The organism is Rhizobium sp. Leaf321 (genome assembly GCF_001423215.1).
Classification (GTDB): Bacteria; Pseudomonadota; Alphaproteobacteria; order Rhizobiales; family Rhizobiaceae; genus Neorhizobium; species Neorhizobium soli.
The window spans coordinates 303,275-328,637 of record NZ_LMOF01000007.1; the positions used below are offsets into that span (position 1 = coordinate 303,275).

A 25,363-nucleotide genomic window follows, 5' to 3' on the forward strand; every position below is an offset into this window, starting at 1 on the left:
CTTTCTCGGAGATCACCGGCGACTGCGACCTTCTCCACAAGCACCGTTCATACGGTAAAAAACTGCAACGATACAGTCCTATTTTCGCTGAAAACCAACGACTTGCCGTCGATACACCCGTTACAACGCAGACGCACAATTCTTTTGCGTCTGCGAAGAAGGATCAATTCGATAATTCTATAAAGCATTGTTATGTAACGAGATAAGTGCATCAACACGAAGCACGCGGGCTGCTGTCGGACATTGCTGCGAACCTGCTCCAAATCTTTCACGCGATTTTCGGTTGCCCTCCATCGATGTTTGTCCTAGCCTTTTACTGCAACGTTTCAGTGAGGGAGGAGACTCATGCGCATCCGTGCTTTTGCAGCCGTTATGGCTGCCACCGTGGCATTGCCGTGCTTTGTTCAGGCAGCCGATCTTGAGGTCACCCATTGGTGGACGTCGGGGGGAGAGGCTGCAGCTGTCAAGGAACTGGCAACCGCCTTCAATGCTACCGGCAACAAATGGGTTGATGGTGCCATCGCAGGTTCGGGAGGAACCGCGCGGCCGATCATGATCAGCCGGATCACCGGTGGTGACCCGATGGGCGCCACGCAGTTCAACCACGGCCGACAGGCGGAAGAACTGGTCCAGTCAGGTCTCATGCGGGACCTGAGCGATGTGGCTGAGAAGGGTAAGTGGAAAGAGGTTATCAAGCCTGCCAACCTGCTCGACAGCTGCACGTTCGAAGGCAAGATCTATTGTGCCCCGATCAACATCCACTCGTGGCAATGGCTGTGGCTCTCGAACGCAGCCTTCAAGACGGCAGGCGTTGCCGTTCCGAAGGACTGGAACGAGTTCGTCGCTGCAGCGCCCGCGCTCAAGAAGGCCGGTATCCAGCCTTTGGCACTGGGTGGTCAGCCGTGGCAGGCCAATGGCCTGTTCGATACCTTGCTGATCTCGCTGGGCGGCAAAGACCTCTACGAGAAGGTCTACAAGGACAAGGACGCAAAGGTTGCTGCAGGGCCTGAAATGGCCAAGATCTTTGCAGCAGCCGACAAGGCACGCGAACTCGCCAAGGGTTCGAACGTACAGGACTGGAACCAGGCAACCAACATGGTGCTGACCGGCAAGGCCGGTGGCCAGGTCATGGGTGACTGGGCACAGGGCGAGTTCTCGTTGGCAGGAAAGACTGCCGGCACCGACTACACCTGCCTGCCAGGGCTCGGCATCAACGACGTGCTCACCACCAACGGCGATGCGATCTATTTCCCATTACTGAAGGACGAGGCAAAATCGGAGGCGCAGAACGTTCTCGCCGAAACGATCGTCGATCCCAAGCTACAGGTCGCGTTCAACCTGAAAAAGGGATCGGTTCCGATCCGTGGCGATATCGACATGGCAGCCGCCAACGACTGCATGAAGAAGGGTATCGCGATCATCGCCAAGGGTAACACCGCCACCAGCACCGACCAGCTTGTCTCTGCCGATACGCAGAAACAGAAGGAAGATCTGATGTCGGAGTTCTTCAGCAGCTCCATCTCCGTGAAGGATGCTCAGGCGCGCTTCGTCGATATCATCAGCTCTGCGGACTGACACCGCTTTCAATCGCTGACCTTGACCGGCCCCGCATCAGCGCGGGGCCGGCCCGGAAACCTGCGGCCTTCACGCTGCAGCCGATCGAGGACAACACATGGCGAAAACCCATCAATCTGCCAGACCAAATCAGCTTTTTCGCAACCTGAACTCGAAAATTGCCTCCATCCCGATGATCTTCGTCGCGCTGGTAATTTTCCTCGGCGGTTCCGTCTGGACCGTCATCTACTCCTTTACCAATTCGAGACTTCTGCCGCGCGCAACATTCGTCGGGTTTGATCAGTACGAGCGCTTGTGGGGCTCGGCACGTTGGCTGATCTCCATCCAGAATCTCGCGATCTACGGCATCCTGTCGCTGATCTTCAGCCTCGTTGTCGGCTTTGTGCTCGCCGCGCTGATGGACCAGAAGATCCGCTTCGAAAACGTTTTCCGGACGATCTTTCTCTATCCGTTCGCGCTGTCCTTCATCGTCACGGGTCTCGTCTGGCAATGGATCTTGAACCCCGAATTCGGCATCCAGCACATCGTCCGGTCGCTCGGTTGGGAGACCTTCGAATTCAATCCGGTCTATGACCCCGACATCGTCATCTACGGCATCCTGATTGCCGGGCTGTGGCAGGGCACGGGGCTCGTCATGTGCCTCATGCTCGCAGGTCTTCGCGGCATCGACGAGGATATCTGGAAAGCGTCGCGCGTCGACGGCATTCCGATGTGGCGGACCTACCTCTTCATCGTCATCCCTATGATGCGTCCGGTCTTCATCACCACGCTGGTCATCATCGCGAGCGGCATCGTCAAGCTCTACGATCTCGTCGTGGCGCAGACCTCAGGCGGACCCGGCAACGCGTCCGAAGTGCCCGCGAAATACGTCTACGACTACATGTTTCAGGCGCAGAACCTTGGCCAGGGCTTTGCCGCATCGACCATGATGCTGCTGACCGTCGCCATCATCATTGTCCCATGGGCTTATCTCGAATTCGGAGGGCGCAAGCGTGGCTAACGTTTCCACTTTCGACACCACATCGACCGTCGTCACAGATGCTACCGTGCTGGCCGCAACCCCGTCGCGTGCACTGGACGGTCCGAGCGGTCGCAAACCAAAGCGCCGGCTTTCACGCCGCAATATCATGCTCTACGGCACGCTCGGCCTTGCGGCGCTTTACTACCTTCTGCCGCTTTACGTGATGGTCGTGACATCGCTAAAGGGCATGCCCGAGATACGGATGGGCAACGTCTTCTCGCCGCCCATGGAGATCACGTTCGAGCCCTGGGTAAAGGCATGGGCAGAAGCCTGCACCGGCCTCAATTGCGACGGCTTGTCACGCGGCTTCTGGAACTCCGTCCGCATCCTTTTGCCATCTGTGGTGGTCTCGATCTTCATCGCCTCGGTCAGCGGCTACTCGCTCGCCAACTGGCGCTTCAAAGGGTCGGAGCTGTTCTTCTCCATCCTGATCATCGGAGCCTTCATCCCCTACCAGGTCATGATCTATCCGATCGTCATCATCCTGCGTGAGATCGGGATCTACGGAACCCTGACCGGGCTCATCATCGTCCATACCATCTTCGGCATGCCGATCCTGACGCTTCTGTTCCGCAACTATTTCACCTCGCTGCCGGAAGAACTTTTTAAGGCGGCGCGCATCGATGGGGCCGGTTTCTGGCAGATCTACGGGCGCATCATGTTGCCCATGGCACTCCCGATCTTCGTGGTGGCGATGATCCTGCAGGTCACCGGCATCTGGAACGACTTCCTGTTCGGCGTCGTCTTTACGCGGCCCGACAGCTACCCGATGACGGTTCAGCTCAACAACATCGTCAACTCCGTGCAGGGGGTGAAGGAATACAACGTCAATATGGCGGCAACGCTCCTGACCGGTGCCGTTCCTCTCATCGTCTATTTCGTATCCGGCCGCCTTTTCGTCCGCGGCATCGCCGCTGGCGCAGTGAAGGGATGACCCCATGACCGATCTTTCCGTCCAGACACCACACACCAACGCATTTCCCCCAGGTGCAACCTCGTTGCCCGAACCCTCCACCGTATCCGGCGAGCACAGCGTCTCGATCCGCGACCTGTCGCTGTCCTTCGGGGCGGTCACGGTTCTCGAAGACCTGAACCTCGACATTCACGATGGTGAATTCCTTGTTCTGCTCGGTTCCTCCGGCTGCGGGAAATCGACGCTCCTCAACTGCATCGCCGGCTTGCTGGAGCCGACCGATGGCCAGATCTTCATCAAGGGCCGCAACGTCACCTGGGAGGAACCCAAGGATCGCGGCATCGGCATGGTGTTCCAGTCCTATGCGCTTTACCCGCAGATGACGGTGGAAAAGAACCTGTCCTTCGGCCTGCGGGTTGCCGGACTGCCGAAGGAAGATATCGCCAAGCGCGTGGCACGTGCCTCGGCGATCCTGCAGATCGAACCGCTACTGCAACGAAAGCCTGCAGCTCTCTCGGGCGGACAGCGGCAGCGTGTCGCAATCGGCCGTGCCCTGGTGCGCGATGTCGACGTGTTCCTGTTCGACGAGCCGCTTTCCAACCTTGACGCCAAGCTCAGATCCGAGCTGCGCGTCGAGATCAAGCGGCTGCATCAGCAGCTCAAAAACACGATGATCTACGTGACCCACGACCAGATCGAGGCGCTGACGCTGGCCGACCGCATCGCCATCATGAAGAGCGGTGTCATCCAGCAGCTTGCCGACCCGGTCACAATCTACAATCGACCGAAGAACAAGTTCGTCGCGGGCTTCATCGGTTCACCCTCGATGAATTTCCTGGATGGCGAGCTGGCGGAAGAGGGCGGCCGTCCCGTGTTCAAGACGAACGGCGTCAGCTTCCTGCTCGACGGTTACAGCGCATCTGAACCGTTAACGCCCGGGCGCAAGGTCGTCCTCGGCGTCCGTCCAGAACATATCAAGGTCGATGCCGATATCGCCGGAGAGGAAATCCATGAGGCGATCGTCGACATCGAGGAGCCGATGGGTGCAGACAATCTCATCTGGCTGAAACTCGCCGCTCACACTCTGTCCGTTCGCGTCGGCGGGGCCCGTCGTTACGCTGTCGGATCGAAGGTCCGGCTGGGCTTCGACATGACCATGGCGTCGCTGTTCGATGCGGCGACCGAGGAGCGGATCTGATCCGCAGCTTTTCAATAGTTCACCTCTCCCCAAGAGGGTGACCAGCCGTGGGAGCGGTATTCTCGCTTTCCGCGGACCAAAGTTTCATTTCAAGGAGAATGACATGACGACGCTCGGTTTCCAGCTTTACAGCGCCCGCAATTTCCCGCCGCTATCCGATGTTCTGAAACTCGTGGCCAGTCACGGCTACCGTGAGGTCGAGGGCTATGGCGGTCTCTACGGAACGCTCGACGAGGCCGGTCTTCAGAAGTTTCGTGCAGAGCTCGATGCCAACGAACTCACGATGCCGACAGGCCATTTCGGTCTCGATCTCCTCGAACAGGAGCCCGACCAGGCACTGCTGATCGCAAAGACGCTCGGCATCAGTGCCATCTATTGCCCGCATCTCGCAGCCGATCAGAGACCCACGGATGCGGAAGGGTGGTTTGCCTTCGGTCAGCGCCTGCAGGAAGCCGGAAAACGCTATCAGGACGCCGGATATACATTCGGCTGGCACAACCACGATTTCGAGTTCAAGCAACTGCCTGATGGCTCCACGCCACAGGAACAGATCTTTGCCGGCGGCCCTGACCTGAGCTGGGAAGCGGATATCGCCTGGGTCGTCCGTGGCGGTGCCGATCCGTTCACCTGGATCGAAAGCTACGGCAAGAAGATCTCGGCGGTTCACGTCAAAGACATCGCGCCAGCGGGCGAGAACACGGATGAAGACGGATGGGCCGATGTCGGCCATGGCACCGTTCCGTGGAAGGAACTGATCGCGGCACTGAAGAAGACACCCGCCAAGCACTTCGTGCTGGAGCACGACAACCCGAAGGATATCGAGCGGCTCGCGTCCCGTTCGATGGCCGCCTTCAAGACCTACTGAATTCAGATATTGGATCGGAGTTTCCCATGACCAAGGAACTTGGCGTCGGCATCATCGGATGCGGCAACATTTCCATGACCTATTTCGCGCTGTCTCCGCTGTTTAAGGGGATCAAGGTTCTGGCCTGCGCCGACCTCAATCCGGAGGCGGCGCGGCAGCGGGCAACAGAATACGGCGTGAAGGCGCAGACCATTCCGGAGCTGCTCGCCAATGACGAGCTGGACGTGATCGTCAACCTGACGATCCCGTCCGCGCATTTCGAGGTCTCGAAAGCCATTCTCGGTGCCGGCAAGCACGTCTATTCCGAAAAACCGCTGACCATCACGCTGGAAGAGGGAAAGCAGCTGCAGGCCCTCGGACGGGAAAAGGGCCTGGCGATCGGTTGCGCGCCGGACACGTTTTTAGGCGGCGCGCACCAGCTCGCCCGCAAATACATCGATGATGGCGGCGTCGGTCGCATCACGTCGGGCACATGCCATGTCATGAGCCCGGGCATGGAAATGTGGCACCCGAACCCCGGCTTTTTCTTCCTCAATGGCGGCGGGCCGATCCTCGACCTCGGGCCGTACTATATCGCCAATCTCGTCAACTTCCTCGGCCCCGTCAAACGGGTCGCGGCATTGACGTCGATGGCCAATCCGACGCGGACGATCACCAGCGAACCGCTGAAGGGCCAGAGCATCCCGGTCGAGACCCCGACCAACATCCACGCGCTGCTCGAGTTCGCGGCAGGCGCAACGATCACGCTCTCGGCCAGCTGGGATGTCTGGTCGCATCGCCATGCGAATATGGAACTCTACGGCACGGAAGGCTCGATCTACGTCCCCGACCCGAACTTCTTCGGTGGCGTGGTGGAAGCCAGCGGCCGCGACAAGGATATCCAGCCGCTCAAGGACTGGGATCATCCTTTCAGCAAAAACAACCAGGAGCATCCAACGAACGGTCCGCGTGCTAACTATCGCACCGCAGGTCTGGCCGACATGGCCATGGCCCTGATCGAAGGGCGCGACATTCGCTGCTCGATCGACCGGGCGCTGCATGGCGTCGACGTCATGACCTCGATCCTGAAATCCGGAGAAGAGGGCAATTTCGTTGCGACCACAACGACCTGCACCCAACCGGCCGCGCTCGGCATCGATGAAGCGCTGGCGCTTCTTGTCTGATACTCTATGACGTGCACGGCGCCGAAGAAGAGGTCGGCGCCGTTTTTCATTCGGAGGATTTTCAGAGATGGCTTGGCACCCGGCGGACAACCGCTACGACACCATGAAATACAATCGCTGCGGCCGGTCCGGCCTCAAGCTTCCGGCGATCTCGCTCGGCCTGTGGCACAATTTCGGTGACGACACCCCGCACCAGCGCAAGGTCGATATCTGCAGAAAAGCCTTCGATCTCGGCATCACCCATTTCGATCTCGCCAACAATTATGGGCCGAAGCCTGGCAGCGCCGAAACGGCCTTCGGCCAGATCCTGCGCGATGATTTTCACGGGCTGCGCGATGAACTGATCATCTCGTCGAAAGCCGGCTACAACATGTGGCCCGGCCCCTATGGCGAATGGGGCAGCCGCAAGTACCTGATCGCATCCTGCGACCAGAGCCTGAAGCGCATGGGTCTCGACTATGTCGATATCTTCTATTCGCACCGCTTCGATCCGGATACGCCGCTGGAGGAAACCTGCGGCGCGCTGGATCACATAGTTCGCTCGGGCAGGGCGCTCTACGTCGGCCTCTCGTCCTACAATTCGCAGCGCACCCGGGAGGCTACGGCGATCCTAAAGGCTCTCGGAACGCCGGTTCTCATCCACCAGCCGAGCTATTCGATGATCAATCGCTGGGTCGAGGAAGACGGTCTGCTCGACACGCTGGATGATCTCGGCGTCGGCTCGATCGTGTTTTCGCCGCTGGCTCAGGGCATGCTCACATCGAAATATCTGGGCGGCATTCCAGAAGACAGCCGTGCCGCCCAGGGCAAGTCGCTGCGCCCGGCCTTCCTCAACGACAAGAATGTCGAGAACCTCAAAGGTCTGAACGCCATTGCCGAAAGGCGAGGCCAGACGCTGGCGCAGATGGCGCTTGCCTGGGTTCTACGCGGCGGTCGCGTGACCACGGCGCTGATCGGCGCCAGCCGCCCGGAACAGGTCGAGGATTGCGTCAAGGCGCTCGAGAACCCGGAATTCACGGCAGCTGAACTGGCCGAGATCGACGGTTACGCCAAGGAGGCCGATATCAACCTCTGGGCAGCCTCGGCCGAACGCGAGGGTCCCGCCCGCAAGTGAACCGCCCCACAGCGGGAGACACGGGTGCAGACTGAGGAGAGAGCAGTCTGCGCCCTGAGACTTTACGACCACCGGAGGAAATCCATGATCCGCAATCCGATCCTGCCGGGTTTCAATCCCGATCCATCGATCTGCCGTGTCGGCGAGGACTATTATATCGCGACCTCCACATTCGAGTGGTATCCGGGCGTTCAGATCCACCACTCCCGCGACCTCGTGAACTGGACGCTCGTGCGGCGGCCTCTGGAGCGGAAAAGCCAGCTCGACATGCGCGGCAATCCCGACAGCTGCGGCGTCTGGGCGCCGTGCCTCTCCTATGCGGACGGATTGTTCTGGTTGGTCTATACCGACGTGAAACGGTTCGACGGCAGCTTCAAGGACGCTCACAACTACATCGTCACATCGCCGACGATTGAAGGTGAATGGTCGGACCCGATCTATGTCAATTCCTCCGGCTTCGATCCGTCGCTGTTTCACGACGACGACGGGCGAAAGTGGTTCCTGAACATGCAGTGGAACCACCGGACCGAGAGCTTTGGCGGCGCGCCGAAATCGCCCGCGTTCGATGGCATCCTCATGCAGGAATGGGACGCCGAGACGAAGACGTTGAAGGGTCCCATCAGCAATATCTTTCCGGGCAGCGCTCTCGGCCTTGTCGAAGGCCCGCATCTCTTCAGGCGCAATGGCTGGTACTATCTGACGACTGCCGAGGGCGGCACAGGCTATAATCACGCTGTGACGATGGCCCGGTCGAAAACGATCGGCGGCCCTTACGAGCTACATCCCGATAACCATCTCATCACGTCCAAGGATGCACCGGAGGCGGAGCTGCAGCGGTCCGGCCATGGGCAGTATGTGGAGACGCCGGAAGGAGAGGTCTATCACACCCACCTCTGCAGCAGACCGATCGAACCGCATCGCCGCTCACCGCTCGGCCGCGAGACGGCATTGCAGAAATGCGTCTGGAAGGACGACTGGCTCTATATCGAACATCGCGGCGTAGTTCCCGCCGTCGACGTCCCTGTGTTGAACAGCGCCGAGGCGGCACAGGACGTTGGCCGTGTCGCGCACGGGTTTGACACGGAAGTACTGCCGAGCGAGTTCCAGTGGCTGCGCACACCGGAGCCGGAGCGGATCTTCAGCCTGACGGAGCGCCCCGGACATCTGCGCCTGATCGGCCGGGAAAGCATTGGTTCCTGGTTCGAGCAGGCGCTGGTCGCCCGCAGGCAGGAGCACCATCGCTTCCGCGCCGAGACGGTCGTCGATTTCCTGCCCGATACCTATCAGCAGGTGGCGGGCCTTACCCATTACTACAATCGCCACAAGCTGCATGCCGTTGCCGTCACGCTGCACGAGAAGCTCGGCCGCGTTGTCACAGTGCTGTCATGCCCCGGCGACTTCCCGCATGCGAAGCTCGTCTGGCCAGCCGGAAGCGGCGTGCCGGTGCCAGACGGACCGGTGCATCTGGCGATCGAAGTCGATGACAATGACCTTCAGTTCTTCTGGCGCGCAGGTGGAGCGAACGACTGGGAGCCGATCGGACCGAAGCTGGACGCCTCTGTCATCTCAGACGAAGGTGGACGCGGCGAGCATGGCTCATTCACCGGCGCATTCGTGGGCGTGTTCGCCTTCGATACCTCAGGTCGTGCGAAAGCCGCTGATTTCGACGACTTCGTATACGAGCCAATCGTATGAGAAGCTCCCGTAGCGCTTAACTTCCTGCGATAAGATATGACGCCAAGGCACTAGGATCATTACGTAAGTTTAATCTTGCATTCATATCGCGTTCATCGGTTGGGCTCTAATTCTCTCGTGTGTTCAATACGAGGAAACAACCATGAAGAAGTTCATCATTGCCATGCTCGCCGCTACCGTTCTGGTCGCGCCGATCGCCTCCACAGCGCAGGCGCAGGATTGGCGCAAGGGTCCGGAGCATCACCGCCCGGCCGGCAAGCATGTCGTCATCGAAAAGAAGAAAGTCGTCGTCACCAAGAAGCGCTGGGTGCGGGGTCATCGCATGTCGGCCGCTGAGCGCCGCCATATGGCGGAAGTCCGCGATTATCGCCGCTACCGCCTGTCGGCCCCGCCGCGCGGTCAGCGTTGGGTGAAGGTGGATAACGACTTCCTGCTCGTCGGCATCACCAGTGGCGTGATCGCAAGCATCATTTCCGGCCGATAAATTGAGTTGGGGGACGTCGAGTGTTCGACGTCCCCCACCTGTTTCTCTCAACACGCGGCACTGCAGGTCGCAGCACCGCGAATGTCTTGAAGATCAGGAAGCCTGCGAGAGGCAGGTCTTCAACGACGTTGCGAGGCCGCGCATCAACTCGAAGTAGAGATCAGGCCCCTCGGTCAGTGCGCCGGCTTCCGGATCAAGAACGCCGGAACGCGCCTTGCTTCCTTCCGTCACGACTTTCACCAGCTTCGGCTCGAACTGAGGCTCCGCAAACACGCAGGTGGCGCCAAGCTCCTCCACCTTCTGGTGGATTTCCTTCACGCGCTCTGCGCCGGGAATGGATTCGGGGCTCACCGTGATCGAGCCCGCAACCTTCACGCCGTAGCGGTTCTCGAAATACTGATAGGCATCGTGGAAGACGATAAACGGCTTGTCCTTGACCGGCTCGAGCGTGGTCTTCAGTTCCGTATCGAGTGCATCGAGCCTCTTCATCAGGTCTGCGCCATTCGCCTGATATGTCGTCGCGTTTTCCGGGTCGGCCTGCACCAGCGCCTTTTCGATCTCCTGCGCCATCGCCTTGGCATTCATCGGGTCGAGCCACAGATGCACATCGTTGCCGTCATGATCATGGTCGCCATTATCCTCCGCGCCGGCTGCGTGATCCTCGCTGCCGTGGCTATGACCGTGATCATGGCCTTCCTCTTCGGCTTCCGGCTCGAACACACCGCCCTCGCGGAACTTCAGTTTGGTCAGGCCCGGCGCGTCTTCCAGGCTTACCACGGCAGCCTTGGCGCCGAGCGCCTCAAGCGGCTTTTCCAAAAACGCTTCCATGCCATGGCCGACCCAGAAGATCAGGTCGGCTTTCTGCAGGGCCGACGCGTTGGAAGGGCGCATGTTGTAGGTATGCGGGGAGGCCGCGCCCTCGACGATCAGCTTCGGCTCGCCCACGCCTTTCATGACCGAGCCGACCAGCGAATGGATCGGTTTGATCGAGACAACGACGTTGGGCGCATCGGCAAATGCGTTCGATGCGGTCATCAGGGCCGAGCATGAGAGGAGGAGGGTTGCGGCAAATTTCATCGGATAGCTCCTTGTGAGTTGACGTAATGTTATTACATCAATTGCGTTATGCTATAACGTGTGCCATGAGGGTCTGCAAGAGGCCTGACAACAGGATTTTTAGACGACCATGCTGATGAGAAACCGGGCCGACCGACCGCTTGGAGATCATGCAACAGGCGCAGCGAAACTCGTATCGCTGTCGAATGCCGGTATTTTCCGGGACAATCGCTGGCTGGTGCGCGGCGTCGATCTGTCGATTGCCCGCGGCGAAGTGGTGACGCTGATCGGACCCAACGGGGCCGGCAAGTCGACGACCGCCAAGATGGCGATTGGTGTCCTGAAGGCAGACGAGGGTGCCGTTACCCGTAGCCGCGACCTGCGCATCGGCTATGTGCCGCAAAAGCTTTCGATCGACTGGACGATGCCGCTTTCGGTTCGTCGCCTGATGCGGCTGACGAGCTCGATTTCCGATCAGGATACGATCGCAGCGCTCGAAGCGACCGGCATCGCGCATCTTGCAGACGCCGAAGTCCGGCACCTGTCGGGCGGTGAATTCCAGCGCGCGCTGCTGGCCCGCGCCTTGGCACGCAAGCCGGACCTGCTGGTGCTGGACGAGCCGGTGCAGGGCGTCGATTTTGCCGGCGAGGCAGCGCTCTACGATCTGATCCGCAAGATCCGCACCACGACCGGTTGCGGCATCCTGATGATTTCGCATGATCTGCACATGGTGATGGCGGGAACCGACACGGTGATCTGCCTCAACGGTCATATCTGCTGCCGCGGCACGCCGGAAGTGGTCAGCCAGAGTTCTGACTATGCCAAGCTGTTCGGCGCCAATGGCCGTGCGCTCGCAGTCTATAGCCATAATCACGACCATACCCACCTGCCGGACGGCCGGGTCCAGCACCGCGACGGCTCGATCACCGATCATTGCTATCCCGAGGACGGCCATCACCACGAGCATCACGCCGGGCACGACCACGAGCATGGTGACCACGAGCACCATCACGATGGTGCTCACGACCATCACCACGATGGCGACCACGGCCACCACCATCACGGCGAGGGCAAGCCTCATGCTTGACGACTTCTTCACTCGCGCAATGATCGCCGGCGTCGGCGTGGCGCTGACAGCCGGACCGCTCGGCTGTTTCGTCGTCTGGCGCCGCATGGCCTATTTCGGCGACACGATGGCCCATTCGGCGCTGCTCGGCGTTGCCTTGTCGCTGTTTTTCGAGGTCAATCTTCTTCTGTCGGTGTTCGGCGTCGCCGTCCTCGTCTCCGGCCTGCTGCTCCTCCTTCAGCGTCGCCAGTCGCTCTCAGCGGATGCTCTGCTGGGGATCCTCTCGCATTCGGCTCTGGCGATCGGCCTTGTCCTCGTTGCCTTCATGACCTGGGTTCGGATCGATCTGATCGCCTTCCTGTTCGGCGATATCTTGGCGGTCACGCCATCCGATATTGCACTGATCTGGGGTGGCGGGATCGTCGTCGTCGCAGCGCTCGCATTCCTCTGGCGCCCGCTGATCGCATCGACAGTGAGCGAAGACGTGGCGGAAGCTGAGGGCATGCGGCCGGCGCAGGCAAAACTGTTCTTCATGCTTCTGATGGCATTGGTCATCGCGATTGCCATGAAGATTGTCGGCATCATGCTGATCACCTCGCTGCTGATCATTCCTGCAGCGACCGCCAGACGCTTTTCGGCGAGCCCCGAATGGATGGCGGTCTTCGCCTCGCTGATCGGCGCTGCGGCAGTTGTCGGCGGTCTTTTCGGCTCTTTGACCTATGATACGCCGTCCGGCCCTTCCATCGTGGTGGCCGCACTCCTACTTTTCGTCATGAGTTTGCTTCCCGCCTTCGGCCGCAAAACGAATGAGCGGGCAACCAATAAAGGAGTGCGCGGATGAACGCCCCGATCGTCAATCCGGCCCTGACCAAGAACCAGTCGCTGGTGTTTGATGCACTGGACCGTGCTGATGGGCCGCTCAGCGCCTACACGATCCTCGACAAACTGCGCGACCACGGCTTTCGTGCGCCGCTTCAGGTTTACCGCGCGCTCGACAAGCTGACTGAATTCGGCATGGTTCACCGGCTGGAAAGCCTCAATGCATTCGTGGCCTGCGCGCACCGAGAAAGCGCGTGCTGCGGCAAGGGTCATGGCCACGGTACGGTTGCCTTCGCGATCTGCGAAAGCTGCAGCCAGGTGCTGGAATTTCACGATCACGAGGTCGATCACCACCTCAGCGACTGGGCGGCCAGCAAGGGCTTCAAGCCATCAAAGACGACGATCGAGATCCGCGGCATCTGCGAGAAATGTGCCGCGTAGTCCGTTTGGTCAGAGCGCTCTAAGATCTCGGGAAAACCGTTTCCAGTTTTCCACATAGCGCGCCGCAGATTGCCGCAGCCGTTCGACAGCGTCGTCATCGAGCGTGCGGATCGCCTTGGCAGGCGAGCCGACGATCAGTGAATTGTCGGGGAAGTCCTTCCCCTCTGTCACGAGCGCATTGGCGCCCACCAAGCAGTTCCGGCCGATCCTCGCGCCATTCAAAATGGTCGCACCCATGCCAACAAGCGAATTGTCGCCAATGATGCAGCCATGCACGATCGCATGGTGGCCGATCGTGCAGTCCGAACCGATTACGACTGGGTAGGCGGGATCGGTATGCACCATCACGCCCTCCTGAATGTTCGACCGCGCACCAACCGTGATCGGCTCGTTGTCGCCGCGAAGCGTCACACCGAACCAGATGCCGACATCCTCGCCCAGTTCCACCTTGCCGATCACGTTCGCATCCGGCGCGATCCAGAAGCGGTCGGGTGCGGGCAGTTTAGGCTGGAATTCACCAAGCGCGTAGATCGGCATCTGTTGACCTCCGGTTCGTGCTTCAAACCACCGTGAGAGAGAGTTTGCCGACACCCTCGGCGCTGCAGGTGATCGTGTCGCCCTTGACGATCGGGCCGACGCCCGCCGGCGTCCCGGTCATGATCACGTCACCCGGTGCCAGCACGAAGAGCTTCGACAGTTCGGCGATGATTTCCGGCAGCTTCCAGATCATCTGGTTGAGGTTGCCGGACTGCTTGCGTTCGCCGTTGACCTCAAGCCAGATCGCACCTTCCTGCGGATGCCCGATCCTGGCGGCCGGGACGAGTGCGGAGACGGGCGCCGAATGTTCGAACGCCTTTGCCGATTCCCACGGCCGGCTCATCTTCTTTGCCTTGTCCTGCACATCGCGCCGCGTGAAGTCGATGCCGATCCCGTAGCCATAGACCTTGGACAGGGCCTCCTCGACCGGAATGTCGGCGCCGCCACCGGAAAGCGCCATCACCAGCTCGACTTCGAAATGCACATCGGAAGAGACCGGCGGGTAGGGAAAGGTGTCGCCATGATAGAGATTGTCGGAATTTTTCTGGAAGAAGAAGGGCGGCTCACGGGAGGGATCATGGCCCATTTCGATGGCGTGGTCGGCATAGTTGCGGCCGACGCAATAGACCCGGCGCACCGGGAACTGTTCGGTCTCGCCCTCGACATCAAGAAGCACGGGCTTGGGGGCAGGGATCACGGTAGCGCGCATCGAAAAAATTCCTCCGGTCATCAATATGCGTCCTTTGTCCACCAATTCGGCCGACAATCCTAGCCCGATTTCTGCACAGCCGTACGGCTGGCGTGAATTTTCGCTTTGCTATAAGGGAAAGCGCATTCGGCAAATATGCCGGGCATGCAACCGAACAAGGGCCGGCGTGTTGAGCTGGCGTCTCTCTAAAGACAGCACGAAAACGAAGGTTCTTCACCGATGACGAAACAGCCCAAACTCGAACATTCAGAATTCGCCGGTGAGTTCGAAGACGATGGCGTCACCGTGCTCGTCGATATCTATCGCCCGGCCGATACCAATGGCGACTGGACGCTCGAGGTCATCAGCCAGACGGAAGTCGTGACCAGCTGGGAAGAGACGTTCGCGACCGACAAGGACGCCTGGGAAGAATTCCTTGCCACCGCCGAGCGCGACGGCATCAAGAGCTTCCTTGAAGAAGACGACGGCCAGTCGGTCCACTGAACGGGCTGTCATGCCGGCAACCTGCCGGTTGAGGTCATTGACCGCAGTGGGAGCAGGGAACGTCGTTTCAGAGCGGATGAATGACGAGAGCGCGAGCACTTTCGTCAGCCACCTTCGACAGTCGCTTTCGTCAGCACCTGTTGCACGGCGCGCGCCAGATGATCACGCTCATAGGGCTTCTGGATGACGACCTCACTTTCCTTTCTGCGCGCGATTGCCAATTCGTTGCCGTAGCCGGTCGCGAAGATAAACGGCGTTCCGGCTTGTCCGAGCTTGGTCGCAAGATCGAAACTTGTGCCGCGACCGACATTGATGTCCAGCATAGCGAACTGGAAACTCTGCTTGGCAAGCAACTGTTCGGCTTCGGCAATAGTGGAGGCGAGGTGAACCTGAACCGCGCCCAGCTCGTACAGCATGTCCTCGGCCTCCAGTGCGATGAGCATGTTGTCCTCGACCAGCAGAACCTGCGCATCGTGCAGTAGTTGCTTTGGGGGGAGGCTGGTTGCTTTCAGGGTATCGGGCTCAATCATCGTCTGCGTCGGTGCCGGGTCTTCAGGCGCAATGATCACATAATTCAGCGGGATGAAGAAATCCGCTTCCAACCCGGCCAGCAGGAAGCGGACCTCTGCCGTTCCCTTCAGATCGAACGGAATCGTTTTCTCGACGATGACAGACCCAAACCCTCGCCGTGTCGGCGCAACCACGGCCGGGCCGCCGATTTCCTTCCATTTGATGTAAACGCCTTCACCGTCGACCGAGTCGACGGTCACCTCTATGCGGCCGTTTGCCGAAAGCGCGCCATGCTTGCAGCTGTTGGTGACGAGTTCATGAACCACCAGCGCAATGGTCGACATCGCCTGTGGCTGCAGCAGAACGTTCGGCCCCTTCAAGGTAAATCGACCGCGTACGCCGTCATGTGCTGCGATCTCATCCTGAAAGATGCCGGCGAGCGGCGCGGGGCCCCAGCTTTGGCGCGTGACGCGGTCATGGGCTCGTGCGAGCGCCTGCACCCGCCCGCCAAGCGATTCGACATAGCTCGCGACATCAACGGCTGTATGGCTTGTCTTCGTCATGAGACTACGGATCAGGGCAAGGATGTTGCGGACGCGGTGATTGAGTTCGGCAATCAGCACTTCCTGACGTTCGGAAGCACGTCGTCTCTCGTCGCTGGCGCCGTCCGAATAGCGCAGGATGACTTCGATCAGTGCCTGTCTGATCGCTTCGCCGATGCGCTGATCGCGATCGGAAAAAGGGTTGGATTTGCCGCGGACGAGTTCGGCGAATGCTGCGAAGCTTTTGCGGGGCGATATGCGTTCGCTCTCGGTGCCTGCTTCCGCTGGCTTTGCAGGATTGCCACCCCACCTGATCTCGCTCAGCCGCTCGCGGCGGAACAGCAAGATATAGTCGCGCGGAACACGCGAGATGGGGATCGACAGCATGCCGGCGGCGCGGTCCGCTGTTTCGCTGCACGGCGCATGGACCGAAGCCAAGTTGTCGGTCGTGAACACCCGGCTCGGCGAGGCGGCGTTCAGATGATGGGCCAGAGAGATGACATTATGTTCCGACGGCGTGGCCCCGTGAAGATGAGCTTTGCCGCGACGGTAAATTGCGACACCATCGCAATCCAACATGTCGCGCGTCATGTCCTGCAGCCACTGTGCATCTTCCATCAACGATTCGTCACCAGCAATCATCGTAATGACGCGATCAGCCAAGGCACGTGCGCGATGCTCGTGCTCCTCGCTGCCGCGCCGCAGACGGCTCTCCAGCATCATCGAATACATCGCGCCGAACAGTTCCGATGCGGTCCGCATGATGAAGCTCGGCAGGCGCGGTCCATTGGCATGGCATGCGATAAGCCCCCACAGCTTTTCCTCGACGACGATCGAAATGGATAGGGAGGCACCGACCTCCATGTTGCGCAGATATTCGATATGGACCGGAGACACGGCGCGGCTGATCGACATCGACAGGTCAAGCGGTGGCGTGACCGCGTCCGCGGGAGGCAGTAACGCCACGGTTGGTGCCGCGACGTCGGCTATGATGCGGAAAGGGTTGCGCAAGTACAATTCGCGCGCTTGGCGTGGGATGTCCGACGCGGGATAATGAAGCCCGAGGAAGCTATCCACCCCGGCGCGTGTTGATTCCGCGATGACTTCGCCATGGCCGTCTGTGTCGAACCGATAGATCATCACTCGATCAAAGCCGGTGATCGCCAGGACCTGTCGGACCGCATCTCTGTGGAATTTCTCGATTGAAGGAACTTTGGTCAGACGCGCAGCCATTGCGCGAACCATCGAAGCCGCCTCCACCCGTTCGGTCTTTTGTGTCCGTTCGCCTTCGACAATCAAAAGATCGCCCTGAAAATGGATCGACAGATCGACGTTGGGCAATCCCTGCACCAGCTTCACGTCGAAGATTCTCTCTCCTGTCGTTGACGCCAAAATCGCCATCCGGTTCCGGATGTCGTGGAGCGCCGTCTCACTGATCCACGTGTCGAAGCGCGTGCCCAGGAGTTTCTCCGGTTTGACGTTGAAGAATGTTTCGCAGTTCTCGGATACGCGAACGATCGTCCAGTCGTTCGACATCGCAACGAGGAACGCGAAATTCTGGATCTCTTCGAGTCGCGTGATCGGCTCCCTATCGCAGACGATCAGACTGGCATCTGTGTACTCATAGCCCATTGGTGGCCCCCGCCATTTTGCCTAACGTTGCAGACGATATTTCAGCGGCGAGGTCCCCATCACCTCATGAAACGCCCTTCGAAACTGTGGTGTGCCCTTGTACCCGACTGCCCCGGCAATCGCGTCGATGGGCAGGTCAACCTGAGCAAGGAGCTTGACAGCTCGCGAGATGCGCCGCCGTTGAACAAACGAGTGTGGATTTTCCCCGGTCGTCGCCTTGAAGGCACGGGAAAAATGAAAACGGCTGAGCCCGGCAACAGCGGCCAGCTCGGCCAGGCCGACTGTTGCCTGCAGATGCCCCTCCACGAAATCCGTGACCGCGGCGATCTGCCGGTCCGACAGACGCCCCTGCCTGTCGGCCATGACCCCGAAAACCTCAAGCGATGCCAGAAGGCAGACGCTCTCCGCGTGGAGCTCGTCCACATGAGGCGCCCTCAGAACCGCTTCAAGCTTCTTAAGTGTGGCGCGTAACTGTGGATCGCGCGAGTAAGCGAACGGCGCAGGATCCCGCTCGGAATATCTACCAGCCAGATCGTCACGGATCGCCTTTGGATCGAAATACATAGCGACAAATCGGTTGGTTCGTGGCTGAGGCTGGCACCAACCCTCGATGCCGCAGCCTTTGGGCACGAAGGTGATCGTGTCGCGCAAGTCCTTTTTATGGAGCGTCGGAAGACCGTCCACGCGCAGCTCACCATCAGTGAGAGTGATGTCGTGCAGTGCGAGATAGTGGTTCTCGCCACGGCTTCTGAAGTCATACGGTTCAGCACCGCTCAGCTCGACATACTCGGCCGAAAATCCGTTCAAGTCGAACGCCGCCCGTGCGACATGCGCCATGGCCGGCTCTGCAAAATCTATCTCAAGACCGCGAGAAGAACTCATATGCCTGACTAGCACGCATTTTGCTCGGATTAAACAAAATTTGCTACTGAAGGGTAGGGTTTGCACCTTGGTTGGCGACCGCTCACCTTCGATGGCATCTCGTCCGTCCAAAGTCGAATTCCCTGTAGAAGAGGCTTTCACCTCGAGACACAGCCCATCTACGCTCCAGCCGGTTCCAATCCGCACCAACCTGGCGACAACGCATTTTTGCCGTTTGTCTTTCGCCAGGCTCAAAATCTTGTTATCCGTGCCGCCACGCACCGGAATAGTCGCTCGGAACCAATGCCAACGCATCCTCATAAAAAAGTCTTCGCTGTCGCCCCGATGATCGACTGGACCGATCGTCACTGCCGTTTCCTGCACCGGCAGCTGTCGTCGCGCGCGCTTCTTTATACGGAGATGGTCGTCGCCGATGCGATCATCCATGGGCCGCGGGAGCGGCTCTTGTCCTATTCGCCGGCAGAACATCCTGTTGCCTTGCAGCTCGGCGGCTCGAATGCGGAAAAGCTGTCCGAGGCGATCCGGATCGCCGGTGATTACGGTTACGACGAGATCAACCTCAATGTCGGATGCCCCTCGGACCGGGTGCAGTCGGGGACATTCGGTGCCTGCCTGATGCGCGACCCTGCGCATGTTGCAGATCTCGTCACAGCCATGAAAAAGGTTTCACAGGCGCCTGTGACCGTCAAATGCCGCATCGGCGTTGATGATCAGGTGCCGGCCGACGTCCTGCCGGACTTTCTCGCGCGAATGATTGGTGCCGGTGCCGACGCGATCTGGATCCATGCCCGCAAGGCCTGGCTGCAGGGACTGTCGCCAAAACAAAATCGCGAGGTTCCTCCACTGGATTACGATCTGGTCCATCGGATGAAGCGTGAGAACCCGGATGTGTTTCTCGGGATCAACGGCGGTATTGCCGATCTTAAGCAAGCTGCTGAACACCTGGAGGTGATGGATGGCGTCATGCTCGGCCGCGCTGCCTATCACAACACCGGCTTGCTGGCGGGCGTCGATGCGCTTCTGGATGGAAGACTTGAGTATCCAGACCCTGACTGGATGGCGCTGCGCGACGCGATGATTGCCTATGCGGATCAGGTTATCGCCTCCGGTGGCAGATTGCATCACGTGACGCGTCACATGGTTGGTCTGTTTCAGGGTTATCCCGGTGCGCGTCGGTTCCGCCAGATCCTGTCGTCGGAGGCGACGAAGCCTGGCGCTGGGACCGAAATCCTGACCGCTGCGTTCGCGGCGGTGGATTTGAGCTCCGGGCTTGAAAAGGCGGCCGGATAAGCCTTTTGGGATCGATATCCCGTACCCAAGGCGCGTTCTTGGACACGTGCATGCCGGCACTGTATATTATTATTTCCTTAAATATTAACACCTAATGTTTTGCTGACAAGTCGATGAAATTGTTCGTCGTGCGTTCTTGTGGTGGCATCCATGTTTCGAGTTCTCGAATGCGTCGTGGTTCAGCATGATCGAAGCACTGTTCTTCTCGCGGCCGGCATCTGCGTCGTCGGCATGCTCGCATTTTTTCTGATCCATAGACGGGCGATCGAGTGCAACGAACGTCGGCGGCGGATCTGGCTCCTTGTCGCCAGCGCCACGGGCGGGCTTTCCATCTGGTCGACGCATTTCGTGGCAATGCTCGCCTACCAGGGCACGATCGCGATCGAATTCGAGCGCGTCCTCACCCTTGTCTCGGCTCTGACTGCCGTCGCCGGCTTCTGGTTGGCGCTGCAGATCGCCGATCGATCGAAGACCGTTTCTTCGCTCGCAGCCGGCATGGTCGCCACCGTCACGGTCGCCGCCATGCACTTGATCGGCACCGAAGCGATCCGTGCCGCAGCCACGACCCGCTACGAAATGACGCCCATCCTGATCGGCTCTGTTGTCTCTTTCTCTCTCTTCACCGCGGCGTTCGCCTCCACGACGCTTCGAAGAAGCACCCTGCGCCTGATCTGTGCAGTCGCTGCCAGTGTTGCTGCCATTTGCATCCTGCATTTTACTGCAATGTCGGCGACCGAGCTGATCCCCGATCCGACGCTTCCAGAGGCCTCGCTCGACGGTGGCGGGCGGATCTGGCTCATTGGCGCGGTTTCGATCGTCATGAGTGTGATCGTGCTGACGACTGTTGCCGCGAGCTTCATCGACCGGTACCTGACGGATTTGCGTGGCTTCGCCAACGCGACGCTTGAAGGCCTCGCGGTGGTTCGCGATGGCCGCGTCATCGAGACCAATGCTCGCTTTGCCGACTTGCTGTTGCTGCGCGACCGCGACATCCTCGGCCGAGATCCCGACGATCTGCTGGCTGCAGCCGACGGTCTTCCGCTGACGGCTCAAAGGAATTCCGCAGTCGCTGCCACGCCGAAAGTGACGGACCGTGAGGTCTTTCTCGAGGTGGCCGTCCATACGATCGAGTATCGCGGTCGCTCCTGCCAGGTTCTGGCTGTCCGCGATCTGACCGAGAAGCGCATTGCGGAGCGCCGCATCGAACACATGGCCCGCCACGACGCGTTGACGGACCTTCCCAACCGTACGCTCTTCAACGATCGGCTCGACGGTGCCTTGAGGACGGCTGCACTTTCCGGCGATGTGCTGGCGGTGCTTGCCCTTGATCTCGACCGCTTCAAGGCCGTCAACGATGTGTTCGGCCATGCAGAAGGCGATCGTGTCCTGATCCGGGTCGCCGATATCCTGCGGCGCTGTGTCGGTCCGGCCGATACGCCGTCCCGCATCGGCGGCGACGAGTTCATCATTCTCCAGACAGGCGTCGAACAGCCGGCGGGCGCAAACCTGCTCGCCGAGCGTATCCTCGAAACCTTCCGCACCGAAATGAATGTTGCACTCGATCCCACCGCCGTCGGCGTCAGCATCGGCTGCGCGGTTTATCCGGACGACGGAGAAACGCCTGATGACTTGCGCAATGCGGCCGACATGGCCCTCTACAATGCGAAGTTCTCGGGACGTGGTACGGCAGCATTTTATTCCGCGGCAATGGACGCAGAGCTGCGCGAGCGGCGCGAGATCGAGAGCGAGTTGCGCTACGCCGTACTGCGCTCGCAACTCAGCATGGTATTCCAGCCACTCTTTGATGCCACAAGCGGCCTCTGCTCGGGCTATGAGGCCCTGATGCGGTGGAAGCATCCGCAATGGGGCAATGTCTCACCGAGCGTCTTCATTCCGGTTGCCGAGGAAACCGGCATCATCGTGCCGATCGGTGAATGGGCGATGCGCGAAGCCTGCAGGGTCGCCAGTACCTGGGATGACGGCCTGGCGGTAGCGGTCAACGTTTCGGCCATCCAGTTTCGCTTCCCGAACCTTGTCGACATGATTGCGTCGGCACTGGATGAGAGCGGCCTGGAGCCCCACCGGCTTGAACTCGAGATCACAGAGACCTCGCTGCTCAAGGATCGCGACACGACGCTCGCGACCTTGCTCCGGTTGAAGGCGCTGGGAGTCCATGTGGTGATGGATGACTTCGGCACCGGCTATTCGTCGCTCAGCAACCTGCACAGCTTCCCCTTTGACAAGATCAAGATCGACCGCAGTTTTATCAGCGAGATGGAGGAAAGCGACAGCGCCCGTGCCATCGTCAAAGCCATCATCGGTCTCGGCAAGAGCCTGGACTTGCCCGTCGTCGCGGAAGGCATCGAGACCTTCGGGCAGCACCGGATGGTGGTCGAAGACGGCTGCGAACAGCTGCAGGGTTTTCTCCTCGGCAAGCCGAAGAGCGAGGACGAAGTGGAGATCCTCTCAGGAATTCGCAATCTTCCGACTTATCGCCGTCGAGGTTGAGGTGGGCGATCATACGGGCTGTTTCGTCAGCAACCCGCTGGCAAGATGACGGAACGCTTCGACGGCTTTTTCCAACACGGCCGGCGGATCGTCGGCCGCAGCGATCCACAGTGCGGCGTTGAGTGCCGCACCGTTGATGAGACGTGCGGCGGCCTCCGCATCCATACTCTTGACCGTCCCTTCGGCGATGAGAGCGCTGACCGTATCCGCCGTGGTGCGCAGACAGGCGTTCTGATTGGGCCAACGCGATGGGTCGCCGAGGACAGCAGGACCATCCAGCAACATGATGCGCTGAATTTCCGGCTCCAGCGACATCTCGATATAGGCGACCGCCTCGGCAAGAAAGCCGTCCCAAAGTGTCCCGCTAGCGTGGTCTGCTGCAGCACGCATCCGCCGCAGCATCTCGGAATCGATCTGATCGATCACCGCTTGTAAAAGACCCTTCTTGTCACCGAAATTATGGTAGAGCGCACCCCGCGTCAGGCCGGCGGACGCCGTGAAGTCGTCCATGGACGAGCTGGCATAGCCTTTCTCGGCGAAGGACTTGCGCGCCGCGCTGATCAGCTTGACCCGCGTTTCTTCCATCATCGTTGTACGCTTGCTCGGCGCCATCGCTCACCCCTAAAGATTCTTACAGCAGTTGACATACGCAGCGTATCTGAGATACGTAGTTGCATACGGAGCGTATATCAAGATTGACGTGGTCAGGGAAGGCTCCTGCAACACCGTGGACGCAACAACCGATTGGAGACGAGCTATGATCGAACGAGAAGCAATTTTCCCCGCAGGCCGACAGGCCCTTTACGACATCAACAAATACTCAGCCGCGATAAGGTCGGGGGATCTTCTCTTCGTGTCCGGACAGGTTGGCAGCCGTGATAACGGAACGCCGGAACCGAATTTTGAGAAACAGGTTCGACTCGCGTTCGACAATCTGCGAGCGGTTCTCGCAGCGGCAAGCTGCGGGTTCGACGACATCATCGACGTCACCACGTTTCACACCGACCCTGAAAATCAGTTCGGGACGATTCAGGCAGTTCGCTTGGGCATAATGGGGGAAAAGCCGTACCCGAATTGGACAGCGGTCGGGGTAAACTGGCTCGCGGGGTTCGATTTCGAGATCAAAGTGATCGCTCGTATCCCGTAATCCCGAGCGAGCCGCGATTGCAGCACGGTCAGGGCCCAATATCAGGCTACGGCGAGTTGCCGTAGCAATCGCTTCAATTCGACCGATTCCGGCAGAGGCTCGGGCGGTTCCGACTTGAGGTTGTTGCGATCATTGAGTTCAAACTGGTACCAGTTGAAAAGACCCGATGCGACAGTCTGAGCCTCCTCGCTCGACACGTCCACATGTCTTTCTTCGCACCAGGCTTCCAGGAATCTCTGAAGAAGTTCGAGATCATCCGAACCTAGCACGATCGCCGATGAGGCGTTGTCCTGACACATTCTACCCTCGCATCCTTGACAGGCACTCTCCTGATATCGGCATAGCCGGATGATCAGAAAAGACTGCGGGGCGTCTTTGAAAAGGCGACACCTGAGCGCTGCATCCCGGAGTATGCATGCGTCCCGCAGTGCAAGTTAACGCAGAACCAACGAATTGGTTCAATTCGGGAAAAGCAGTCGGGAGTAAAACGAAAGATTAGGAAGTCTTGACCGCGCGCTTGGTCTTCGTTGCCGCTTTTTTTACAGGGGCGGGGGCATCAGCGGTCTGCTGGAGCCGCAGAGCACGTAGTTTTTCTGTCTTCTTTTCACGAGCAATAACTTCGGCGTCCAGGATGTCACGCACCACGGAGTTGGTCTGCTCCGATTTGGCTTGTGCCGACATTTTCGCGGGCTTGAAGAACTGGTCCTTGGTCGCTGTCATGCTTTCCTCCTGGAAACGGCCGATGTCTGCCGTGGACCGCGAGAATGGCATAGACTGCCATCCTGCGATTGGTTGCGTGGCTCTGGCTTGTGCTCAAAACCACGCTCATGTCGGAGCCTAGCGGGCGCGAGCTACGATGACTTTTTTCTTCGGAGCCGGAAGCAGGCCTTCGCGCTGCATCTGCTTGCGAGCAAGCTTGCGCGCGCGACGGATCGCATCTGCTTTTTCACGTGCACGCTTCTCGGAAGGCTTTTCGTAAGCGCTACGAGCCTTCATTTCGCGGAAGATACCTTCGCGCTGCATCTTCTTCTTCAGGACGCGGAGAGCCTGATCAACGTTGTTATCTCTGACGAGTACCTGCAAAATATCTCCTTACGCGGCGAACCGCTATCTCTTGAAATTTGTCGGACGCGGGTTGATCGGGAAGCGATCTCACATCCGCTCTCTTTTCACCCATTCGAAGTTAAACCGTCTAGCACAGTAAAACCTCAGAATGGACGAAAAAACAAAAGGCCGGGAGATGAACCCCGACCTTCCACCATCATCGCCGCCTTCGTGCCAGTACATCCGTGGTCACGCGGGGCAATGACAAAACCTTAAGCAGCGCGCAGGTTGTCTGCGGAGCTCTTGCCAGAACGCTTGTCCTGGACGATTTCGTAGCTGATCTTCTGACCTTCGTTCAGGCCATTCATGCCAGCGCGCTCAACAGCGGAGATGTGAACGAACACATCCTGGCTGCCGTTGTCAGGCTGAATGAAACCAAAACCCTTGGTGCTGTTAAACCACTTTACAGTGCCGGTATCCATAACGATTTCCTTTCAATCGTAGTAAGTTGCCAACCCTGAAATACGGGGTCGGGGGTAGATCGACGTTGAGAGGAAATCAGAAAGAGCTCCAAGTTTTCCGGGAGCTGCGGACGAGTCGCTAGCAAAGTTCGATGAAACTCAAAATAGAGAATAATTGCACTTAAACAAGGGCTGCGCGAAAATATAT

At 59.3% G+C, this 25,363-nt stretch carries 26 protein-coding genes; 16 read left to right on the forward strand and 10 right to left on the reverse strand.

What is annotated here, in order from left to right; all coding sequences use genetic code 11:
• The first annotated feature begins 345 nt into the window (after positions 1-345).
• From ASF70_RS14410 to ASF70_RS14450, 9 genes are all read left to right on the forward strand, one after another.
• The gene (locus tag ASF70_RS14410) at positions 346-1,575 is read left to right on the forward strand and encodes an ABC transporter substrate-binding protein (protein WP_062580621.1); all 1,230 of its coding nucleotides are present in this window, start codon (positions 346-348) and stop codon (positions 1,573-1,575) included.
• A gap of 97 nt (positions 1,576-1,672) precedes the next feature.
• A complete protein-coding gene (locus tag ASF70_RS14415) occupies positions 1,673-2,575 on the forward strand; it encodes a sugar ABC transporter permease (RefSeq protein WP_062457134.1) in 903 nt (300 codons plus the stop codon).
• Positions 2,576-2,621: 46 nt separating this feature from the next.
• Positions 2,622-3,530, forward strand: a complete 909-nt coding sequence (locus ASF70_RS14420; protein ID WP_162237995.1) for a carbohydrate ABC transporter permease — start codon at positions 2,622-2,624, stop codon at positions 3,528-3,530.
• 4 nt (positions 3,531-3,534) lie between these two features.
• Positions 3,535-4,707, forward strand: coding sequence for an ABC transporter ATP-binding protein (locus tag ASF70_RS14425; RefSeq protein WP_082471919.1), 1,173 nt, complete (start codon positions 3,535-3,537; stop codon positions 4,705-4,707).
• 103 nt (positions 4,708-4,810) lie between these two features.
• Entirely contained in the window at positions 4,811-5,572 is a 762-nt protein-coding gene (locus ASF70_RS14430; protein WP_062457126.1) for a sugar phosphate isomerase/epimerase, read from the forward strand.
• A gap of 26 nt (positions 5,573-5,598) precedes the next feature.
• Entirely contained in the window at positions 5,599-6,735 is a 1,137-nt protein-coding gene (locus tag ASF70_RS14435) for a Gfo/Idh/MocA family oxidoreductase (protein WP_062580624.1), read from the forward strand.
• A 67-nt stretch (positions 6,736-6,802) separates the two neighbouring features.
• Positions 6,803-7,849 carry an L-glyceraldehyde 3-phosphate reductase gene (mgrA, locus tag ASF70_RS14440; RefSeq protein WP_062580625.1) on the forward strand — a complete coding sequence of 349 codons (1,047 nt, stop codon included), beginning with the start codon at positions 6,803-6,805 and terminating at the stop codon, positions 7,847-7,849.
• An 84-nt stretch (positions 7,850-7,933) separates the two neighbouring features.
• On the forward strand, positions 7,934-9,544 hold the full coding sequence (locus ASF70_RS14445; RefSeq protein WP_062580627.1) for a glycoside hydrolase family 43 protein: 1,611 nt from the start codon (positions 7,934-7,936) through the stop codon (positions 9,542-9,544).
• Between the two features lie 142 nt (positions 9,545-9,686).
• Positions 9,687-10,028, forward strand: a complete 342-nt coding sequence (locus tag ASF70_RS14450) for an RcnB family protein (protein WP_062457117.1) — start codon at positions 9,687-9,689, stop codon at positions 10,026-10,028.
• 93 nt (positions 10,029-10,121) lie between these two features.
• Here ASF70_RS14450 and ASF70_RS14455 read toward each other — a convergent pair whose 3' ends face one another.
• Entirely contained in the window at positions 10,122-11,063 is a 942-nt protein-coding gene (locus ASF70_RS14455; RefSeq protein ID WP_244474067.1) for a zinc ABC transporter substrate-binding protein, read from the reverse strand.
• A gap of 157 nt (positions 11,064-11,220) precedes the next feature.
• On the opposite strand from ASF70_RS14455, the gene ASF70_RS14460 reads away from it, so the two are divergent.
• Genes ASF70_RS14460 through ASF70_RS14470 form a run of 3 tightly spaced genes read left to right on the forward strand, consistent with a single transcriptional unit; the run spans position 11,221 to position 13,410 of the window.
• Positions 11,221-12,171: a metal ABC transporter ATP-binding protein gene (locus ASF70_RS14460; protein ID WP_062581411.1), complete on the forward strand. Its 951-nt coding sequence runs from the start codon at positions 11,221-11,223 to the stop codon at positions 12,169-12,171.
• Positions 12,164-12,991: a zinc ABC transporter permease subunit ZnuB gene (znuB, locus tag ASF70_RS14465; protein ID WP_062581409.1), complete on the forward strand. Its 828-nt coding sequence runs from the start codon at positions 12,164-12,166 to the stop codon at positions 12,989-12,991. The genes ASF70_RS14460 and znuB overlap by 8 nt, the downstream gene beginning before the upstream one ends.
• Positions 12,988-13,410 (forward strand): Fur family transcriptional regulator, encoded by a 423-nt coding sequence (locus ASF70_RS14470; RefSeq protein ID WP_062580631.1) that lies wholly within the window; start codon positions 12,988-12,990, stop codon positions 13,408-13,410. The genes znuB and ASF70_RS14470 overlap by 4 nt, the downstream gene beginning before the upstream one ends.
• 9 nt (positions 13,411-13,419) lie before the next feature.
• Here the strand turns inward: ASF70_RS14470 and ASF70_RS14475 are convergent, their stop codons facing one another.
• Positions 13,420-13,947 (reverse strand): gamma carbonic anhydrase family protein, encoded by a 528-nt coding sequence (locus tag ASF70_RS14475; protein ID WP_062580633.1) that lies wholly within the window; start codon positions 13,945-13,947, stop codon positions 13,420-13,422.
• Between the two features lie 22 nt (positions 13,948-13,969).
• The gene (locus ASF70_RS14480; RefSeq protein WP_062580635.1) at positions 13,970-14,656 is read right to left on the reverse strand and encodes a fumarylacetoacetate hydrolase family protein; all 687 of its coding nucleotides are present in this window, start codon (positions 14,654-14,656) and stop codon (positions 13,970-13,972) included.
• Between the two features lie 219 nt (positions 14,657-14,875).
• Here ASF70_RS14480 and ASF70_RS14485 point away from each other — a divergent pair, with 219 nt between their 5' ends.
• Positions 14,876-15,139 carry a hypothetical protein gene (locus tag ASF70_RS14485; protein ID WP_062457099.1) on the forward strand — a complete coding sequence of 88 codons (264 nt, stop codon included), beginning with the start codon at positions 14,876-14,878 and terminating at the stop codon, positions 15,137-15,139.
• A gap of 104 nt (positions 15,140-15,243) precedes the next feature.
• On the opposite strand, the gene ASF70_RS14490 is transcribed toward ASF70_RS14485, so the two are convergent.
• Both ASF70_RS14490 and ASF70_RS14495 read right to left on the reverse strand, forming a co-directional pair.
• Positions 15,244-17,823, reverse strand: coding sequence for an HWE histidine kinase domain-containing protein (locus tag ASF70_RS14490; RefSeq protein WP_062580637.1), 2,580 nt, complete (start codon positions 17,821-17,823; stop codon positions 15,244-15,246).
• A gap of 21 nt (positions 17,824-17,844) precedes the next feature.
• On the reverse strand, positions 17,845-19,053 hold the full coding sequence (locus ASF70_RS14495; RefSeq protein WP_244474041.1) for an AraC family transcriptional regulator: 1,209 nt from the start codon (positions 19,051-19,053) through the stop codon (positions 17,845-17,847).
• Between ASF70_RS14495 and dusA the strand changes: the two genes are divergently transcribed.
• Positions 19,030-19,995 (forward strand): tRNA dihydrouridine(20/20a) synthase DusA, encoded by a 966-nt coding sequence (gene dusA, locus ASF70_RS14500; protein WP_062580638.1) that lies wholly within the window; start codon positions 19,030-19,032, stop codon positions 19,993-19,995. The two genes, ASF70_RS14495 and dusA, sit on opposite strands and share 24 nt — an antisense overlap.
• 150 nt (positions 19,996-20,145) lie before the next feature.
• A complete protein-coding gene (locus ASF70_RS14505) occupies positions 20,146-22,503 on the forward strand; it encodes an EAL domain-containing protein (protein ID WP_062580640.1) in 2,358 nt (785 codons plus the stop codon).
• A 9-nt stretch (positions 22,504-22,512) separates the two neighbouring features.
• On the opposite strand, the gene ASF70_RS14510 is transcribed toward ASF70_RS14505, so the two are convergent.
• Entirely contained in the window at positions 22,513-23,115 is a 603-nt protein-coding gene (locus ASF70_RS14510) for a TetR/AcrR family transcriptional regulator (RefSeq protein ID WP_062580641.1), read from the reverse strand.
• 145 nt (positions 23,116-23,260) lie between these two features.
• Here ASF70_RS14510 and ASF70_RS14515 point away from each other — a divergent pair, with 145 nt between their 5' ends.
• A complete protein-coding gene (locus tag ASF70_RS14515; RefSeq protein WP_062580643.1) occupies positions 23,261-23,650 on the forward strand; it encodes a RidA family protein in 390 nt (129 codons plus the stop codon).
• Between the two features lie 41 nt (positions 23,651-23,691).
• On the opposite strand, the gene ASF70_RS14520 is transcribed toward ASF70_RS14515, so the two are convergent.
• From ASF70_RS14520 to ASF70_RS14535, 4 genes are all read right to left on the reverse strand, one after another.
• A complete protein-coding gene (locus ASF70_RS14520; protein WP_062457086.1) occupies positions 23,692-23,949 on the reverse strand; it encodes a hypothetical protein in 258 nt (85 codons plus the stop codon).
• 196 nt (positions 23,950-24,145) lie between these two features.
• A complete protein-coding gene (locus ASF70_RS14525; protein ID WP_062458069.1) occupies positions 24,146-24,370 on the reverse strand; it encodes a hypothetical protein in 225 nt (74 codons plus the stop codon).
• 117 nt (positions 24,371-24,487) lie between these two features.
• Positions 24,488-24,733 carry a 30S ribosomal protein S21 gene (rpsU, locus tag ASF70_RS14530; RefSeq protein ID WP_062457083.1) on the reverse strand — a complete coding sequence of 82 codons (246 nt, stop codon included), beginning with the start codon at positions 24,731-24,733 and terminating at the stop codon, positions 24,488-24,490.
• A gap of 233 nt (positions 24,734-24,966) precedes the next feature.
• Positions 24,967-25,176, reverse strand: coding sequence for a cold-shock protein (locus tag ASF70_RS14535; RefSeq protein ID WP_062457081.1), 210 nt, complete (start codon positions 25,174-25,176; stop codon positions 24,967-24,969).
• Between the last annotated feature and the right edge of the window lie 187 nt (positions 25,177-25,363).